This is a genomic window from Affinirhizobium helianthi (genome assembly GCF_042680945.1).
Lineage (GTDB): Bacteria > Pseudomonadota > Alphaproteobacteria > Rhizobiales > Rhizobiaceae > Neorhizobium > Neorhizobium helianthi.
Genome location: NZ_JBHUEQ010000027.1, coordinates 18,152 through 33,996, shown reverse-complemented (window position 1 = coordinate 33,996; position 15,845 = coordinate 18,152). Strand labels below are relative to the sequence as shown.

The window sequence follows — 15,845 nt, the reverse complement described above, 5'->3', positions numbered from 1 at the left end:
AAAGACTTAAAGCGTCAGGCGGATCTGAAAGATCGCGACACGCTTCAAGGGTAATTTGGTAGCTGAAATTCGATCACAAAAATTTTCCGACACTTATTCTTCTTGCTAAAACGGCTTGTTTTACAACGGTTTTCTTCGGTCCATTAACGAAAGTAAACGTTTTGTTAACCATATTGGCGCTCTAATGGGTGGGCGAGGGGAATCAGCCTCGCGCAAGTTTCGAACCGTAGTGCGCGGCTTTTCAAGTTGAGGTGTCGTAATGAGTGGCAAGCATGTGGCTGTTCTGATGGGTGGTCTTTCCGCAGAGCGTCCGGTGAGCTTGTCTTCCGGCAATGCCTGTGCGGACGCCCTTGAAGCGGAAGGCTATCGCGTCACTCGTGTTGATGTCGGTCGTGATATCGCAGCAGTGCTTTCGGATCTTCGCCCGGATGTGGCGTTCAATGCCTTGCATGGGCCCTTTGGCGAAGATGGTGCTATTCAAGGTGTGCTTGAATATCTTGAGATTCCTTACACGCATTCCGGTATTCTGGCCTCGGCTCTTGCCATGGATAAGGCGAGGGCGAAGTCTGTCGCGGCGGCGGTTGGTATTCCTGTCGCTCCTGGTCTGGAGATCAATCGCTTCGAGATTGGCAACAAGCACCCCATGGAGCCGCCATATGTTGTGAAGCCGGTCACGGAGGGATCTTCTTTCGGCGTTGTTATTGTCCGGGAAGGGCAGTCGCATCCGCCGCAGGTTCTGGGTTCTTCGGAGTGGCGCTACGGTGATCGTGTCATGGTCGAGCGCTACATCGCTGGCCGTGAATTGACCTGCGGTGTCATGGACGGTGTCGCCCTTGGTGTGACGGAAATCGTACCGCTATCTGGCGCTTTCTACGATTATGATGCCAAGTATGCGGCTGGTGGCTCCAAACATGTCATTCCGGCGGAAATTTCACCAAATATTTACCAAAAAATTCAAACACTGGCTGTTAAGGCGCATCAGGCGATGGGGTGCCGTGGCGTGAGTCGTTCTGACTTCCGCTTCGATGACACCGTTTCCGAAGAAGGCGAGCTCATCTGGCTGGAAATTAACACGCAGCCGGGTATGACGCCAACCTCCCTGGTGCCTGAAATGGCTGCGCATGCTGGTCGCAGCTTCGGTGATCTCGTTCGCTGGATGGTGGAGGACGCTTCGTGTTCTCGATGAACGGAAAAAGGGCGTCGATGCAGGCTGGGCGCTCCGCTGGTGGAGTCGGCGGTGACGAGCGCATGGTGCTTCCGCGTCCCATGCGTCGCATTGTGCGCTTCTGTGTGAGCCTTGCGACGGGCCGTATCAATATTCCGCGCCACACGGGCACTGTTTCCGTCTTTCTCTTCTTCGGCACAGTCGGTCTTTACGGCATGTCATTGGGTGGTCATTCCGCCGATGTTGCACAGGCGACAACGGCAGCCGCCGGTTTTGCTATTGAGAATGTTCGGGTTTCCGGCAATGTCGAGACCTCGGAAATCGATATTCTTCAGTTGCTTGGGCTGGATGGTACGACTTCGCTTGTTGCCATGGATGTGGATGCTGCCCGGCAGAAGCTCTCAAAGCTGCCATGGGTTCAGTATGCGGAAGTTCGCAAGGTTTACCCGAAGACGATTGAGGTAACCCTGAAGGAGCGGGAAGCCTTCGGCATATGGCAGCACGGCGATAACCTCTCCCTCATCGAGAGGAATGGCAGTGTGATTGCGCCGTTGCGCGACAACAAGTTCGCTTCGCTGCCGCTTTTCGTTGGCCGTGGCGCGGAGGCGGCTGCTGCAAGATTCAAAGATGAAATGGCGAAGTGGCCGGATATCCGCTCGCGCGTGCGGGCCTATGTCCGTGTTGCGGGTCGCCGCTGGGATCTGCATCTCAACAATGGCGTCATCATCAAGCTACCGGAAGAAGGCATCGATGAAGCGCTGGCTTTCCTGACGAAATACGAATCGAGCCAGGGTGTTCTGGAGCGCGATATTGCGTCTGTCGATCTGCGTTTGGCGGATCGCACCACTGTTCGGCTGACAGAAGGGGCAGCTGCGCGCCGCGCCGATGCGTTGGTCGCTCGGGCAAAGGCATTGAAAAAGGCTGGAGGTCAGACGTGAGTTTGTTCGGATCTTCCGGATTGGGTCTGCCGCGCTTGAAGCCGCTTTCGTCCAAGCGGTCGCATGTCGTTTCAGTCCTGGATATCGGCTCGAGCAAGGTTGTCTGCATGATCGCGCGGCTGACGCCTCGTGAGGAAAGCGAAATCCTGCCGAATCGTACCCACAGCATCGAGATCATCGGCCTTGGTCACCAGCGCTCGCGTGGGGTGAAGTCTGGCGTAATTTCCGATCTCGACGCCGTGGAAAGTGTTGTTCGCCTTGCTGTCGATGCGGCAGAGCGGATGGCGGGGCTAACGGTAGACAGCCTCATCGTGAATATCTCCGCCGGTCGTCTGACCAGCGATGTCTATACAGCTAGCATCGATTTGGGTGGGCAGGAAGTGGTGGCGTCGGATCTGCGCAAGGTGCTCGTCGCTGCCAGCCAACAGTCCCTGCGCCATGATCGTGCCGTTCTTCATTCTCTGCCGACTGGCTTTTCGCTGGATGGCGAGCAGGGCATACGTGATCCGCTTTCCATGTATGGCGATCTCCTCGGCGTCGATATGCATGTGGTGACGGCTGAACGTGCGGCGCTCAAGAACATTGAGCTATGCGTCAACCGCGCACATCTTTCCGTCGAAGGACTGGTGGCGACACCTTATGCAAGCGGTCTTGCGGCCTTGGTGGATGACGAAGTGGAACTCGGCTGCGCGGCTATCGATATGGGCGGCGGCACAACGACCATTTCTGTTTTTGCGGAAGGCAAGCTGGTTCATACCGATGCCATCGGGATTGGCGGTCATCACGTGACGACCGATCTGGCGCGTGGTCTCTCGACGCGAATCGAAGATGCCGAGCGGCTGAAGGTTGTGCATGGATCTGCCATTGCCTCTGCCGCTGACGAGCGCGACCTCATTTCCGTGCCGCCAATCGGTGAAGATGACCGCGATCAGCCGACACAGGTTCCGCGCGCCCTGGTGACGCGAATCGTGCGCGCGCGCCTGGAAGAGACGTTGGAACTGATTCGTGATCGCATTCAAAAATCAGGTTTCAGCCCGATCGTCGGCAAGCGCGTGGTGCTGACGGGTGGCGCCAGCCAGCTCACCGGCCTGCCAGAAACGGCCCGCCGTATTCTTGCCCGTAATGTCCGCATTGGTCGCCCCATGGGGGTTTCCGGTTTGCCGACGGCGGCAAAGGGGCCGGCGTTTTCGACGGCGGTTGGGCTGCTGATTTATCCGCAGGTTGCGGACATGGAAACACATGCCGGGCAGGGCGGGCTTTTGTCCGCGCTTGGTGGAGGAAGTGGCCGGATTGCCCGCATGGGGCAGTGGCTCAAGGAAAGTTTTTGACGCTTTAGCTTCGGGCAAGGGTGTCAGCGTAATGGAACGGATCGGCGCGCTTGGCGAGGCGGCCAGAGAAAGAAGGAACGGTTCATATGACCATCAAGCTGCAAAAGCCGGATATCACCGAGCTGAAGCCTCGGATCACCGTCTTCGGCGTTGGCGGGGGCGGCGGTAATGCTGTCAACAACATGATCACCGCGGGCCTGGAAGGCGTCGATTTCGTCGTTGCCAATACGGACGCGCAAGCTCTCATGATGTCCAAGGCTGAGCGCATCATTCAAATGGGTGTTCAGGTTACGGAAGGTCTTGGCGCAGGTTCGCAGCCGGAAGTCGGTCGCGCCGCTGCCGAGGAATGCCTCGACGAAATCATGGATCACCTCAGCAGCACGCATATGTGCTTCGTGACTGCCGGCATGGGCGGCGGTACGGGTACAGGTGCAGCACCCGTTGTTGCCCAGGCTGCCCGCAGCAAGGGTATCCTGACGGTCGGCGTTGTAACCAAGCCGTTCCACTTCGAAGGCGGTCGCCGCATGCGCCTTGCCGAACAGGGTATTCAGGAGCTGCAGAAGTCCGTCGATACGCTGATCATCATTCCGAACCAGAACCTGTTCCGTATCGCCAACGACAAGACGACCTTTGCCGATGCTTTCGCAATGGCTGACCAGGTTCTCTATTCGGGCGTTGCCTGCATCACCGACCTCATGGTCAAGGAAGGTCTGATCAACCTCGACTTCGCTGACGTTCGCTCGGTCATGCGCGAAATGGGCCGCGCGATGATGGGTACCGGTGAAGCTTCGGGCGAGGGCCGTGCAATGCAGGCTGCGGAAGCGGCAATTGCCAACCCGCTGCTGGACGAGACCTCGATGAAGGGTGCGCAGGGTCTTCTGATCTCCATCACCGGCGGTCGCGACCTGACCCTGTTCGAAGTGGACGAAGCTGCAAGCCGTATCCGCGAAGAAGTCGATCCGGATGCAAACATCATCCTCGGCGCGACCTTCGATGAGGCTCTTGAAGGCGTCATCCGCGTTTCCGTTGTGGCGACCGGCATCGATCGCGCTCACAACGCCAATGATGGGCGTGATTCGGACCTGCGCACCGCGCAGAAGACAATTATCCGTCCTTCCGCGGCCGTTGCCCCGGCTCCGGCCGCAGTTCAGCCTGTAATGACGCAGGCACCCCGCATCACGCCGGTTGACCCGGTTGCAGAAACCATCCGTCAGGCTGAAGCCCAGATGGAGCGCGAACTCTCCATCCCGGCTCCTCAGGCTGCCGCTCCAGCTCCGCAGCCTGCTCCGGCACCGGTTGCTGCCGCTGCACCTGCAGCTGATGAGTTCCGTCCGCAGAGCCGTCTGTTCCAGGCCGCTGCTCCGGTTGAGCCGGTTGCTCCGCGTGCTGCACCTCTGCAGCCCTCTGCTCCGGCTTCCACTTTTGCGGCTGCACCTGCGCCAAGCTTCAACGCCGCTCCGGCCCCAAGCTTTGCAGCTCAGCCTGTGGCTCAGCCAATCGCAGCCGCACCGGCTCCACGCATGGCGCCGCAGCCAATGGAGCCTGCAGCTCCGATCATCCGTCAGGCTGCTGAACAGGTTCGCATGCCGAAGGTCGAAGATTTCCCGCCTGTTGTTAAGGCTGAAATCGATCAGCGGACGCAGCCTGCCTATCAGGCACAGGAAGAGCGTGGTCCGATGGGGCTTCTGAAGCGCATCACCAACTCGCTTGGCCGTCGCGAAGAGGATGAGGCCGTTGCCGCTGAAATGACGTCGGCACCGTCGGCTGCATCCCAGCAGCGTCGCCCGCTTTCGCCTGAGGCCAGCCTCTATGCGCCGCGTCGGGGCAATCTGGATGATCATGGCCGTCCGGTTGCTGCACCGCATCACCACGATGACGATCAGCTGGAAATTCCGGCCTTCCTGCGCCGTCAGTCGACCTGATTGTTACAATTTGCCAACAATGAAGAACCCGGGCCATCAGCCCGGGTTTTTCTTTATGTTTAAATGGCTTGCAAGAGTTCTCTAATGTGCATGTGAATTGTGAATTCGTAACAATTCGAAATGAACAGTGATTTGGATTGCGGGAGTTCCCGACGTATCTACAGCATAAGAAATACCCCCGGAATCACCTCGGCTCGCGGGGCAGGCAGATCAGACTTCCGCTGAATTGCGGAAGATAAGAAGGCAAAGACAATGACTATCGGACTCTTGGGTTTTCAAACGACGATCGCTGCACCGGTTACGCTTTCCGGCATCGGCGTTCATTCGGGCAGCCCGGTCTCGATCACCTTCCAGCCGGCTGAAGCCGGAACTGGCATCGTGTTCAGCCGCAGTTTTGCCGATGGCTCCACGGTCGAATATCGCGCTGTTTCCTCTCAGGTTGGCAATACGGATCTTTGCACGGTTCTCGGCACCTCGCTGGCGCGTTCTGTCGCGACGGTTGAACATGTTATGGCTGCGCTTTACGCACTTGGTCTGGATAACGTGGTGGTTGACGTTGACGGTGCCGAAATGCCGATCATGGACGGATCTTCGTTCCCGTTCATCGAAGCGATCGAAAGCGTCGGTATCGTCAATCTTGGCGAGAAGCGCCGTTATATCCGTGTTTTGAAGCCGGTTCGCATCGAATCGGGTGCCTCCTGGTCCGAGTTTCGCCCCTATGACGGTACGCGTTTCGAAGTTGAGATCGACTTTGAAACGCCGCTCATCGGTCGCCAGTCCTGGAAGGGCGATCTGACGGCGCAGGTTTTCCGGGATGAGCTTTCCCGTGCGCGGACCTTCGGTTTCATGCGCGATGTGGAGCGTCTCTGGGCCGCCGGTTATGCACTTGGTTCATCGCTGGAAAATTCGGTGGTCATCTCCGACGACGATACCGTGGTGAACGTCGAAGGGCTGCGCTACGCGGATGAGTTTGTGCGCCACAAGACCTTGGATGCCGTGGGTGATTTGGCTATGGCTGGTGCCCAGTTCATCGGTTGCTACCGCTCTTATCGCGGCGGCCATAAGATGAATGCAAATGCATTGAAGGCACTGCTGAGCGACCGGACGGCTTACGAAGTGGTCGAGGCGCCGGTGCGCAGCCAGCGTGTCCGCGCACGCGAATTCGTTGCGGTAAACGTTCCAGAATTTGCGCCTTGGGTTGGCTAAGCCAATCTCATCGTCAATTTTAAAGGGGCCGCCTGCCTTGGGCGGCCTTTTTGTTTTGAGGAGCTGTTGAGATTGCCACAAAATTGCGTCAAAGCAGCATCATTGCGTTGGCCTCTGGCTTCTTATATGGCTAGAACGCCAATTGGGGCGGTCGCTGAAAGAGCGCGTGGCAATCGGGAACTGTCGAATGACTGAGTCTATATCTTTCGGAATGAGGAACACTGTGCGGGTTGCATTGGTGTCCCTGGCTTTGGTGAGCACAGCATCGCTGATAACCTCGTGCCAGTCAGATCCGGATATCGATATTACCAAGCTCGGTCTGGCAACCGATCCGCCGGAGCAGCTCTACAATCAGGGTCTGGCCAATATGAAGGCCGGTAATCTGGCTGAAGCCAGCCGCAAGTTTGATTCCATCGACAAGCAGAACCCGTTCACGGAATGGGGGCGTAAGGCGCTTGTGATGAGCACCTTCACGAAATACAGGCTCGGTCGTAACGATGAGGCGGTGGCAACGGGTAATCGTTACCTGAAGCAGTATCCAAGCTCGGAAGATAGCGCCTATGTGCAATATCTCGTTGGCCTGTCCTATGCCAAGCAGATCCCGGATGTAACGCAGGACCAGAAGCCGGCGCGCAACACGATTGAAGCGATGCAGAAGGTCATCGATAACCATCCCAAGTCGGAATATGTCGAGGACGCGCAGGCGAAGATCCGCTATGCACGCGACCAGCTGGCCGGCAAGGAAATGCAGGTTGGGCGTTATTATCTTGAGCGCAAGGAATATCTTGCTGCCATCCAGCGTTTCCGCACCGTCGTTGAAAATTACGGCAATACGAATCAGGTTGAAGAGGCGCTCGCCCGTCTGGTGGAAGCTTACTATGCCATGGGCGTGCAGGAAGAAGCACAGACAGCTGCCGCTGTCCTGGGGCAGAACTATCCTGACAGCAAGTGGTACGCCGATTCGTTCAAGCTACTGCAGGGCGGCGGACTTGAGCCCCGCGAAAATCGCGGTTCCTGGATTTCCCGTGCTGGCAAGAAGCTTATCGGCGCCTGATCTGAAATAGGAAGACCATGCTCATTCAGTTGTCGATCCGCGATATCGTATTGATCGAGCGGCTTGACCTGTCCTTCGAGAAGGGCCTCTCTGTTCTCACCGGTGAGACCGGAGCAGGGAAATCCATTCTGCTGGATAGTCTTTCGCTGGCATTGGGTGGGCGTGGTGATGGCGGGTTGGTTCGCCACGGCATCGACAAGGGTCAGGTGACGGCGGTTTTCGATGTGCCGAACCACCATCCTGCGCGTCTTCTTCTGCGAGAGAACGGACTAGATGATGAGGGCGATCTGATTTTCCGCCGGGTACAATCGGCGGATGGTCGCACTAAGGCATCCATCAACGATCAGCCCGTGAGCGTGCAGATGATGCGTCAGGCAGGGCAGTTGCTGGTCGAAATCCATGGCCAGCACGACGATCGTGCGCTGGTGGATATCGATGCCCATCGCGCTTTGTTGGACGCCTTCACCGGACTGACCGATGACGTTGCTCGTGTCGGCGAGCTTTACCGCAACTGGCGCGAGGCGGAGCGGCATCTGAAAACGCACAGAGCGCGCGTCGAGGCTGCTGCCCGCGAGGCTGACTATCTGCGTGCCTCCGTCGAGGAGCTGGAGGGCTTGAGCCCACGCGACGGCGAGGAAGATGAACTTGCAGAACAGCGTGCCCGGATGCAGAAATCCGAGCGTATTGCAGGTGACATTGCGGAGGCCTGCGATTTCCTGAACGGCAGTTCGTCGCCCGTGCCGCTGATTGCGTCTCTGGTTCGTCGTCTTGAGCGAAAGAGTCATGAGGCACCGGGCCTTTTGGAAGAAACGGTGCAGCTGCTCGATACTGCGCTGGATAACTTATCCAATGCGCAGATGGAGGCGGAAGCGGCGCTGCGGCGCACGGAATTCGATCCGCGTGAGCTGGAGCGGGTTGAAGAACGCCTGTTCGCCCTACGCGCTGCCGGTCGCAAATATTCGGTTGCCGTTGCCGATCTTCCTGCTCTGGCGGAAAAGATGGTGGCTGATCTTGCCGATCTGGATGCCGGAGAAGAGCGCCTTGGCGAGCTGCAGCGTGCGGCCTCCGCTGCGCAGGCTGCGTTCGACGAGGCAGCCATTGCTCTGTCCGCCAAGCGGCAGAAGGGCGCAGGCACGCTTGCCGATGCGGTCATGGCTGAGCTTCCAGCCCTTAAGCTGGAACGGGCTCGCTTTATGGTGAATGTCACGGCGGATCCGGATTCAGCGAGCGCCGAAGGCATTGATGTCGTGGAATTCCATGTGCAGACGAACCCTGGCACGCGGCCGGGGCCGATCATGAAGGTGGCTTCTGGCGGCGAGCTTTCGCGTTTCCTTCTGGCATTGAAGGTGGCTCTGGCGGATCGCGGTTCTGCGCCGACGCTGGTGTTCGATGAGATTGATACGGGCGTCGGCGGGGCCGTCGCGGATGCTATTGGCCAGCGGTTGAAACGGCTTTCCGATAAGGTTCAGGTCCTTTCAGTAACCCATGCTCCGCAGGTTGCGGCACGGGCTGCCACGCATCTGTTGATCTCGAAAGGGCCGGTCGAAGGTTCGGACAAGATCGCCACGCGCGTTGCCACCATGTCTGCTGAGCATCGCACTGAGGAAATCGCCCGCATGCTGGCGGGCGCTTCCGTGACGGATGAGGCAAGGGCCGCTGCTGCGCGCCTGCTGGCAGGCAGCGTTTAAGCTTATTCAGCCGCCTGAAGCTGTCGTCCAGCCATTCTGGCCCAGACATCGTCCTTCCACACGTGACGATGGATAAAGACCATGGCGATGTGCCCGGCGACAAGTGCAAGCAGCGCCCATGCCAGAAGGCCGTGGGCGGCATTGCCGAGTGATACCATCCACTCCAGTTTTTGCGGTGCACCGGGAATGATCGGAATGCCGAAGAAGGTCGCGCCGCGCTGTGAGCCATAGGCACGCAGGATTGCCAGCAGCGGCACGCAGAGAATGAGCGCGTAAAGCGCGAGGTGGCCAAGCCGGGCAGCTGCACCGATCCATCCTGTCCCATGCGCAGGGCGGTTTCTCAGGTTGAAAATGCCCCAAAGAGCGCGCAGTGCAGCGAGAAACATTAGTAGCAAGCCGATGGAGGCGTGGGTGCCAACGAAGAAGCTGACGAGCGGGGTTCTGCCCAAAGCGAGCCTCAAGCCCATGCCAAGAAACTGCCAGGCAAACAAGGCTGCCATGGCCCAGTGCAGCAGCCGCGTAACTCGTCCATAGTGCAAGCCGTTATCGCGCCAGCGGTTCATTTTAGCCTCCAATGAAATCCTGAGTATCCGGTTCTTCTTTTGGTGTTGCGTTGCACAAAAGTCTAGAAAACTTTCCGCCAACTGAAGCCTTCCACAAAAACGCTTGCGTGAGCGAAGATGTGAAAGGCTGTGAAACGGGGAAGGGCCGCGCTGTGAATCTGTTTTGGCTACTCCATTCTTTGAGCTAAGAGATCTGTGAAAAATCGCCGTCCCGTCTGGCAGTGGAGTTTTGAATATGTCGGCTGAACAAATGGCTGTCGAAACGTTGACTGAAGAGCAGGCCAAGGCTGAACTGGCCTTTCTGGCGGCGGAGCTTGCGCGGCATGATGTTCTCTATCACGCAGGCGATAAGCCTGAAATTTCCGATGCCGATTACGATGCCCTCAAGCGCCGGAATGATGCCATTGAGGCGCGTTTTCCCGCTCTTGTGCGGGCGGATAGCCCTTCGCAGCGGGTTGGAGCTGCGCCCGCTTCTGCATTTGCGCAGATTACTCATGCGCGTCCCATGCTGTCGCTGGACAATACGTTCTCCGACGAGGATGTGCAGGATTTCGTCGGCTCCGTTTATCGCTTCCTCGGTCGTTTGCCGGACGAATCCATTGCCTTCACCGCCGAGCCTAAGATCGACGGTCTTTCCATGTCCATTCGGTATGAGAACGGTAAAATGGTAAGTGCCGCGACGCGTGGCGACGGCACGACAGGCGAGAATGTGACGGCCAATATTCGCACCATCAAGGAAATTCCGCAGCAGCTGCCTGCTGGGGCGCCTGCTGTGGTGGAGGTGCGCGGCGAAGTCTACATGTCGAAGAGCGATTTCTTCGCGCTCAACAAGCAGATGGAGGCCGAGGGCAAGCAGACCTATGTGAACCCTCGCAATACGGCGTCCGGCTCGTTGCGGCAGCTTGATCCGAAGGTGACAGCGAGCCGCAATCTTCGCTTCTTCGCCTATGCCTGGGGCGAAATGTCGGAAATGCCTGCGAACACCCAGATGGGAATGGTGGAGACGTTTCGGGGTTGGGGCTTTCCGGTAAACCCGCTGATGAAGCGGCTGAGCAAGGTTTCCGATATTCTTGACCACTACCGGGACATTGGCCTGAAGCGGCCTGATCTGGATTACGATATCGATGGTGTTGTCTACAAGGTGGATGATCTGGCTCTACAGGAGCGCCTGGGCTTCCGCTCTCGCAGTCCGCGCTGGGCGACAGCACATAAGTTTCCGGCGGAGCAGGCGTTCACAACGGTCGAGAATATCGACATTCAGGTTGGCCGCACGGGCGCATTGACGCCGGTGGCGCGTCTGACGCCGATCACTGTTGGCGGCGTGGTTGTGACCAATGCAACCCTGCATAACGAAGACTATATCAAAGGTATCGGCAATTCCGGCGACCGCATCCGACCGGAAGAGCATGACATACGCATCGGCGATACGGTGATCGTGCAGCGGGCAGGGGATGTCATTCCCCAGGTGCTGGACGTGGTGCTGGAGAAGCGTCCGTCTGACGCGAAGCCCTATGAGTTTCCGAGAAAGTGCCCGGTTTGCGGCAGCCATGCCGTGCGTGAGCGAAACGAGAAAACCGGGCGGCTCGATTCTGTCACGCGCTGCACGGGCGGATTTGTTTGCCGTGCGCAGGCGGTGGAGCATTTGAAACACTTCGTTTCGCGCAATGCATTCGATATCGAGGGCCTTGGCTCCAAGCAGATCGATTTCTTTTTCGAGGCGGAAGACCCAGCACTGCAAATTCGCACCGCGCCGGATATCTTCACGCTGCAGAAGCGACAGGACCAATCCCTGACCAAGCTGGAAAACATCGAGGGCTTTGGCCGTGTGAGTGTCCGCAAGCTCTATGAGGCGATTGATAATCGACGCGAGATTGCGCTGAACCGCTTCATTTTCGCGCTCGGCATTCGCCACGTGGGGGAAACGACGGCCAAGCTGCTGGCGAGATCCTATGGCAGCTATGAAGCCTTTGAAGCAGCCATGCAGCAGGCAGCAAGCCTGAAAGGCGATGCCTGGGAGGATCTGAACAGCATCGAAGGCATTGGCGAGGTGATGGCGCGGGCTATTGTCGAATTCTTCAAGGAGCCGCGTAATGTCGAGGTGATTTCCCGCCTGTTGCAGGAAGTTCGGCCACAGGCCATGCAGCAGGCCGTGGCTGCCGATAGCCCGGTTGTGGGCAAGACGGTTGTCTTCACCGGCTCACTGGAAAAGTTCACGCGAGAGGAAGCGAAGGCGAGAGCCGAGAGCCTTGGCGCCAAGGTGGCAGGCTCCGTTTCCAAAAAGACGGATTATGTGGTGGCGGGGCCGGGGGCCGGATCAAAGCTCGACAAGGCTCGGGAACTCGGCGTCACCGTTATGGACGAGGATGAGTGGCTGGCGCTGATTGCGGGCTGAGGGCGGGCCGCCAGAGCATTTCCGGCTAGAGCGTTCTCGTTTCGCATAGAAACACGACAACGTTCTAGCTCTTTGTTTTTAAGCATTCCCGGACGGAATACCGCTGCGGTCAAACTTGCCCGGATCCTCCATTGCGTCAATGGCGGTGTCACGAAAACTTGTAAACATGCGAGCTGTGCTTATCTCTGAAGCAGATTGTTCAATCGGGAGACCCCTCCATGCGCTCTGTTAGCTTTTTCGCAGCCGCTCTGGCCCTTGCGGTAACAACTGCCGCGCCCGCTGTTGCGGATGTGGTGGGCAAAGTCGGCGTCGACTGGATGGGCAATGACATTATTGTGGATGCCATGACCGATCCCAAGGTCAAGGGTGTAACGTGCCATGTGACCTATTTCGATCGCGGCATGCTGGATCGCCTCAAAAACGGCAACTGGTTCGAAGATCCTTCCAACAATTCCATCGCCTGCCGCCAGACCGGTCCGATCGAGATCGGCGATATCGACCTCTCCAAAGGCGGGGAAGAGGTGTTCAAGCAGGGTATGTCGCTGATCTGGAAGAAGCTCGTGGTGAACCGCATCTACGACAAGGAAAACAATACCCTCGTTTACCTCGTGCATTCGAGGCAAGTGGTGGATGGTTCAGCCAAGATGGCAATTTCCACTGTACCGCTGTTCAACCAGAATGTTGTTTGGCAGAACGGCGCACCAAAATGATTGCGGAATGCGGCGAGGTTAATCCACTGGCCCGCCGCGACCGTCATCGACGGAATCGTCTTTGCCGCCAAAGCCATGCATCTTCACTGCCCATTGCAGGCCGATAACGCCACCTTTGATCGGCTGTATCATCAGCAGGCTCATGATGATGGTGACGGGCACCCAGACGGCGAGGTGCGTCCACATGGAAACCTGCCACTTCAAATCCGTTAGCATAAAGCCAGCAAGCGCCACGTGGCCTACAATCACTATGACCAGATACGGAGGAAGGTCGTCTGCCCGCTGGGGCGTAAAATCCTCGCCGCAGACAGCGCAGTTATCAACTGGCTTCAGAAAAGCCCTGAACAGCTTGCCTTCGCCGCATTTCGGACAGGTGCAGCGCATGCCACGCTTGATGGATTGTCCCAGATTGCGCTCAGCCTCTTCGCCGCCACCGAAGCGCATGGTTTTGGTGGATTGAGCGGAGCTGTTTTGACCGTTCATCATTCTATCTCCAACCGCTATGGGCGAACCTCGTGTAAACCGCCAGGTTCCCCACATGTATGGGATTAGCGCCCTCTGCGGGGTGGGCGAGTTCCTGGCTTCTTTGGTGCTGACCGCCCACGCCTTCCGGACTTGTGGAAGGAGCGCATGGAAGAGCCCATCTTCTGGCCCTCGCTCAGCATTTCAAAACGCAGCGCGCCAGCAAGCGGAATAGCCTCTGCCAGCCGCACATCCACGGAATCACCCAGCTGGAAGCCCAGACCGTGTCGCTCTCCGATGAGAGCCTGTCGTGCTTCATCATATACGAAGTAATCCGTACCCAAGGTGGATACCGGCACAAAGCCATCAGCACCATAGGTTGGAAGCGTGACAAATAGTCCCGCCTTGGTCACGCCGGACACGCGCCCTTCGAATTCCTGGCCAACACGTTCTGCCAGATGGTGCGCGATCAACCGGTTGATCGTATCGCGCTCTGCGGCCATGGCGCGGCGTTCGAAGGTGGAAATCTCCGCCGCGATATCATCCAGTTGCGCCTCTTCTTCCGGCGTAATGGCGCCTTCACCGAGGCCAAGCGAGCCGACAAGTGCACGGTGAACGATCAAATCCGCATAGCGGCGAATGGGCGAGGTGAAGTGGGCATACTTCATCAGATTGAGGCCGAAATGCCCGATATTATCCGGGCTGTAGACGGCCTGGCTCTGGCTGCGCAGCACCATTTCGTTGACCATGACCTGATGCGGCGTATCGAAAGCCTTCGCCAGAATGCCATTGAAGGAGTTGGCTCGCACCTGCCCGCCCTTGGCCAAGGGAATGCCGAGAGTCGCCAGAAATTCGCGCAACACTTCCTGCTTGGCCAGCGACGGCGCATCATGGACGCGATAGATCAGCGGTTGCTTCTTCTTCTCCAGCGTTTCGGCAGCCGCCACATTCGCCTGGATCATCATTTCTTCGATCAGCTTATGGGCATCCAGACGCTCTGGAATGATGACCTTATCCACCGTGCCGTCAGGCTTCAGCAGGATCTTTCGCTCCGGCATATCAAGCTCAAGTGGCTGGCGGCGGTCGCGCCCGCGCTTCATGATTTCGTAAGCGTGCCAGAGTGGCTTCAGGATCGGCTCGAGAAGGGGGGCCGTCTTGTCGTCAGGCTTGCCGTCAATGGCCGCCTGAGCCTGCTGGTAGGAAAGCTTGGCGGCACTTTTCATCATGATGCGATGGAACGTGTGACTGGCTTTGCGTCCTTCCTTGGAGAAGGTCATGCGAACCGCCAGCGCCGGCCGGTCTTCGCCTTCGCGTAATGAGCAGAGGTTGTTGGAAATGCGCTCCGGCAGCATCGGCACAACCCGATCCGGGAAATAGACCGAGTTGCCGCGCTTCAGGGCTTCTCGATCCAGCTGGGATCCCGTGCGGACATAGTCGGACACATCGGCAATTGCGACAGTCACGATCACGCCGCCCGGATTGTCTGGCGAAGGATCATCCTCCGCATAGACGGCATCGTCATGGTCCTTTGCGTCGGCCGGATCGATGGTCACGAGTGGCACATGACGCCAATCCTCACGTTTCACCATACTGGCAGGCTTTGCCGCTTCGGCCTCATCCATGACCGATTGCGGGAAGATGTGCGGAATGCCGTGCGAGTAGATGGCGATCATGGAAATCGCCTTCTCGGATGCGACAGAGCCGACGACCGATAGAACCTTCGCCCGTGTGAGGCCGAAACGATTGCCGCGCAACACATCGGCTTCGATGAGATCGCCGTCCTTCGCATCGCCGAGGTCGGACGCTGCGATCTGCATTTCTTCGCCACGCCGATCAATGGGCAGAAGCCGAGCGCCGCCCTCCGGCATCATGCGGATCACGCCAAGTGCCGCGTTGCGGTGCTTATCGATGATCTTGACGACGCGGGCCGTGTAGGCGGGGCCGCTACGGTCCTTATTGGGGAAAATCTTGGCAAGAACCCGGTCTCCGAGACCCGCCGCCGGTGTCTTGCCCTTTCCGCGCTGATCGGACGACTGGCGGATGAGAACAGCGGGAGCTACCCCGGCTTCTTCCAGCCATTCGGCTGGGCGTGCAATGAGTTCGCCATCCTTGTTCCGCGTGGTGATGTCCAGCACCGTCATGGGCGGTAATGCACCTGGCCGGACAAGCGATTTGCGGCTCTTCTGCAAGAGGCCTTCGTCTTCCAGATCGCGCAATAGATCTTTCAGTTCGACCCGCGTTTCACCCTTCAGGCCGAAGGCCTTGGCGATCTCACGCTTCGAGGCGCGATCAGGGTTGTCCGCGATGAATTGAAGCAGAATTTCGCGCGGTGGCACCACGCCCTGCACGATGATGGATTTGTCACCGGAGGCAGCAAGTTCCGCGCGAAGGGCAGCCTTGCGGCTGGGAGGCATGGA

The 15,845-nt window shown here is 58.2% G+C and carries 12 protein-coding genes; 9 read left to right on the top strand and 3 right to left on the bottom strand.

Annotation, left to right across the window (positions count from 1 at the left end; all coding sequences use genetic code 11):
• Positions 1-259: 259 nt before the first annotated feature.
• From ACFSE1_RS15950 to recN, 7 genes are all read left to right on the top strand, one after another.
• Positions 260-1,186, top strand: coding sequence for a D-alanine--D-alanine ligase (locus ACFSE1_RS15950; RefSeq protein ID WP_377403393.1), 927 nt, complete (start codon positions 260-262; stop codon positions 1,184-1,186).
• Positions 1,183-2,103: a cell division protein FtsQ/DivIB gene (locus ACFSE1_RS15945; protein ID WP_377403753.1), complete on the top strand. Its 921-nt coding sequence runs from the start codon at positions 1,183-1,185 to the stop codon at positions 2,101-2,103. Before ACFSE1_RS15950 ends, ACFSE1_RS15945 begins: the two co-directional genes overlap by 4 nt.
• Positions 2,100-3,431 (top strand): cell division protein FtsA, encoded by a 1,332-nt coding sequence (gene ftsA / locus ACFSE1_RS15940; RefSeq protein WP_377403391.1) that lies wholly within the window; start codon positions 2,100-2,102, stop codon positions 3,429-3,431. The genes ACFSE1_RS15945 and ftsA overlap by 4 nt, the downstream gene beginning before the upstream one ends.
• A gap of 86 nt (positions 3,432-3,517) precedes the next feature.
• Positions 3,518-5,353 (top strand): cell division protein FtsZ, encoded by a 1,836-nt coding sequence (gene ftsZ, locus ACFSE1_RS15935; protein WP_377403389.1) that lies wholly within the window; start codon positions 3,518-3,520, stop codon positions 5,351-5,353.
• A gap of 252 nt (positions 5,354-5,605) precedes the next feature.
• A complete protein-coding gene (gene lpxC / locus ACFSE1_RS15930) occupies positions 5,606-6,559 on the top strand; it encodes a UDP-3-O-acyl-N-acetylglucosamine deacetylase (protein ID WP_377403387.1) in 954 nt (317 codons plus the stop codon).
• Positions 6,560-6,770: 211 nt separating this feature from the next.
• Complete coding sequence (locus ACFSE1_RS15925; protein WP_377403750.1) at positions 6,771-7,613, top strand: outer membrane protein assembly factor BamD; 843 nt, start codon at positions 6,771-6,773, stop codon at positions 7,611-7,613.
• Between the two features lie 17 nt (positions 7,614-7,630).
• Positions 7,631-9,301: a DNA repair protein RecN gene (recN, locus tag ACFSE1_RS15920; protein ID WP_377403385.1), complete on the top strand. Its 1,671-nt coding sequence runs from the start codon at positions 7,631-7,633 to the stop codon at positions 9,299-9,301.
• Between the two features lie 2 nt (positions 9,302-9,303).
• Here the strand turns inward: recN and ACFSE1_RS15915 are convergent, their stop codons facing one another.
• Positions 9,304-9,864, bottom strand: coding sequence for a cytochrome b (locus ACFSE1_RS15915; RefSeq protein ID WP_377403383.1), 561 nt, complete (start codon positions 9,862-9,864; stop codon positions 9,304-9,306).
• A 235-nt stretch (positions 9,865-10,099) separates the two neighbouring features.
• Between ACFSE1_RS15915 and ligA the strand changes: the two genes are divergently transcribed.
• On the top strand, positions 10,100-12,256 hold the full coding sequence (gene ligA, locus ACFSE1_RS15910; protein ID WP_377403381.1) for an NAD-dependent DNA ligase LigA: 2,157 nt from the start codon (positions 10,100-10,102) through the stop codon (positions 12,254-12,256).
• 218 nt (positions 12,257-12,474) lie between these two features.
• Positions 12,475-12,966, top strand: a complete 492-nt coding sequence (locus ACFSE1_RS15905; protein WP_377403379.1) for a CreA family protein — start codon at positions 12,475-12,477, stop codon at positions 12,964-12,966.
• A gap of 18 nt (positions 12,967-12,984) precedes the next feature.
• Here ACFSE1_RS15905 and ACFSE1_RS15900 read toward each other — a convergent pair whose 3' ends face one another.
• Together ACFSE1_RS15900 and rnr are read right to left on the bottom strand one after the other, a co-directional pair.
• The gene (locus ACFSE1_RS15900) at positions 12,985-13,452 is read right to left on the bottom strand and encodes a DUF983 domain-containing protein (RefSeq protein WP_377403377.1); all 468 of its coding nucleotides are present in this window, start codon (positions 13,450-13,452) and stop codon (positions 12,985-12,987) included.
• Between the two features lie 62 nt (positions 13,453-13,514).
• Entirely contained in the window at positions 13,515-15,842 is a 2,328-nt protein-coding gene (rnr, locus tag ACFSE1_RS15895) for a ribonuclease R (RefSeq protein ID WP_377403747.1), read from the bottom strand.
• Positions 15,843-15,845: the final 3 nt, after the last annotated feature.